The sequence below is a fragment of the Gemmatimonadota bacterium genome, from assembly GCA_026706345.1.
GTDB lineage: Bacteria > JAAXHH01 > JAAXHH01 > JAAXHH01 > JAAXHH01 > JAAXHH01.
On the sequence record JAPOYX010000065.1, the window covers coordinates 1 to 1,703 of the forward strand.

General features: G+C 60.4%; 2 protein-coding genes. Both read left to right on the forward strand.

Annotated features, from left to right (window positions below; genetic code table 11):
• Nucleotides 1-1,456: proline--tRNA ligase (locus OXG98_05530; protein MCY3771463.1), on the forward strand; the 1,456-nt coding region annotated here is incomplete at its 5' end.
• Nucleotides 1,457-1,501: 45 nt separating this feature from the next.
• Nucleotides 1,502-1,703, forward strand: a 202-nt coding sequence (locus OXG98_05535; protein ID MCY3771464.1) for a hypothetical protein, incomplete at its 3' end; no start/stop codon positions are given.

The following is a 1,703-nucleotide window of genomic DNA, read 5'->3' on the forward strand; positions in this document are numbered from 1 at the left end:
CTACGGCAGAGAGCTGCTGCGCATCAAAGATCGGCACGACCGGGACTTTTGCTTTGGACCGACCCATGAGGAGGTCGTGACCGATATTGTCCGGCGTGAAATCCGGTCGTACCGGGACCTGCCGCTCAATTTGTATCAGATCCAGACCAAGTTTCGCGATGAAGTCCGGCCCCGTTTTGGCTTGATGCGCGGCCGCGAGTTTATCATGAAAGACGCCTATTCCTTTCATACCGATCTGGAGGACTGCCAGCGCGAATACCGCAATATGTACGACGCCTACCGGCGGGTCTTTGATCGGTGTGGGCTCACCTACCGTCCGGTTGAGGCGGATACTGGGGCCATCGGGGGCAGTCTGTCACACGAATTCCAGGTGCTGGCGGACTCCGGCGAAGACGCCCTTGTCAGTTGTGACTCGTGCGATTATGCCGCCAATGTGGAAAAAGCCGAACTCGCCCCACCGTCGCCGCCGTCAGACACGCGCGAAGCAGCGCTCACCCGAGTCGAGACGCCAGACCAACGGACCATCGAGGAAGTCTCGACCTTTCTGGGTGAGTCCCCGGAGCGCTTCGTCAAGACCCTGCTCTACGAGACCGATACGGGTGCGGCAGTCGCCGCCCTGGTGCGGGGAGACCATGAACTCAGCGAGCCTAAGCTGAAAAACCTGCTCGGCTGTGAGTGGGTCGCGATCGCGGATGAAGAAACTGTCCATAAGGTGACTGGCGCCCCAACCGGTTTTGCCGGGCCACTACGGATCGAGGCCCAGCTCATCAGCGACCAGACTCTGCGGGGTGCAAGAGGCCTGGTGTGTGGTGCAAACGAGCGGGATATGCACATGACCGGGCTTGATATCGAGCGCGACCTGCCCTCCCTCCAGTTCGCCGACCTGCGCCGGGCAATAGCGGGCGACACCTGCCCGCGCTGTGAGAAAGGGCGGTTTACCGATCATCGCGGCATTGAGGTCGGTCAGACGTTTTATCTTGGCACGAAGTATAGCCAGGCGATGAATGCAACCTATTTGGATGCCACAGGCGAACAGCGGCCCATGGAAATGGGTTGTTATGGCATTGGTATTACCCGGACCGTTGCGGCCGCCATTGAGCAGAACCATGATGCTGCCGGCATTGTCTGGCCCAAACCGCTCGCTCCCGCAGACATCCATATCGTGCCGGTCAATTGGAATGACGACACCACCCGGAAGGCGGCGGAAGATGTCTATGCCAAACTCCGGCAGTCCGGGACGGATGTCTTATTTGACGATCGGGAAGAGCGGCCGGGTGTGAAATTTAAGGATGCCGACCTGCTGGGCATTCCGCTCCGGGCCACTATTGGTGGCAAGTCTTTGGCCCGCGGGGTGATTGAACTAAAGATCCGCGCGGATGGAACAATGACGGAAGTCCCGGCAGACCGGGCGGTCGAAACCATCCAGCAGGCGCTCAGTCATGCGGAGACCGCCTGAGTCCGGGCCTGTCCCGAGCCGAGTCGAAGGGAAGCGCGCAACACGATGGCTCCTCGTTCCGTCAATCAGGCAAAGAACACGCAGGTCCGTCCTCGGGTTTCCCGGAAAACAAGCCCCCCGCGCGCACGCCGCCGCCTGATCTTTGCGCTCGACGTTGCTTCACTGAAGGAAGTTGATCACTACGTTGCCCTGCTGGCCGACGAGGTCGGCCTGTTCAAGGTCGGCAAGCAGCTGTTCGTGCACGCCG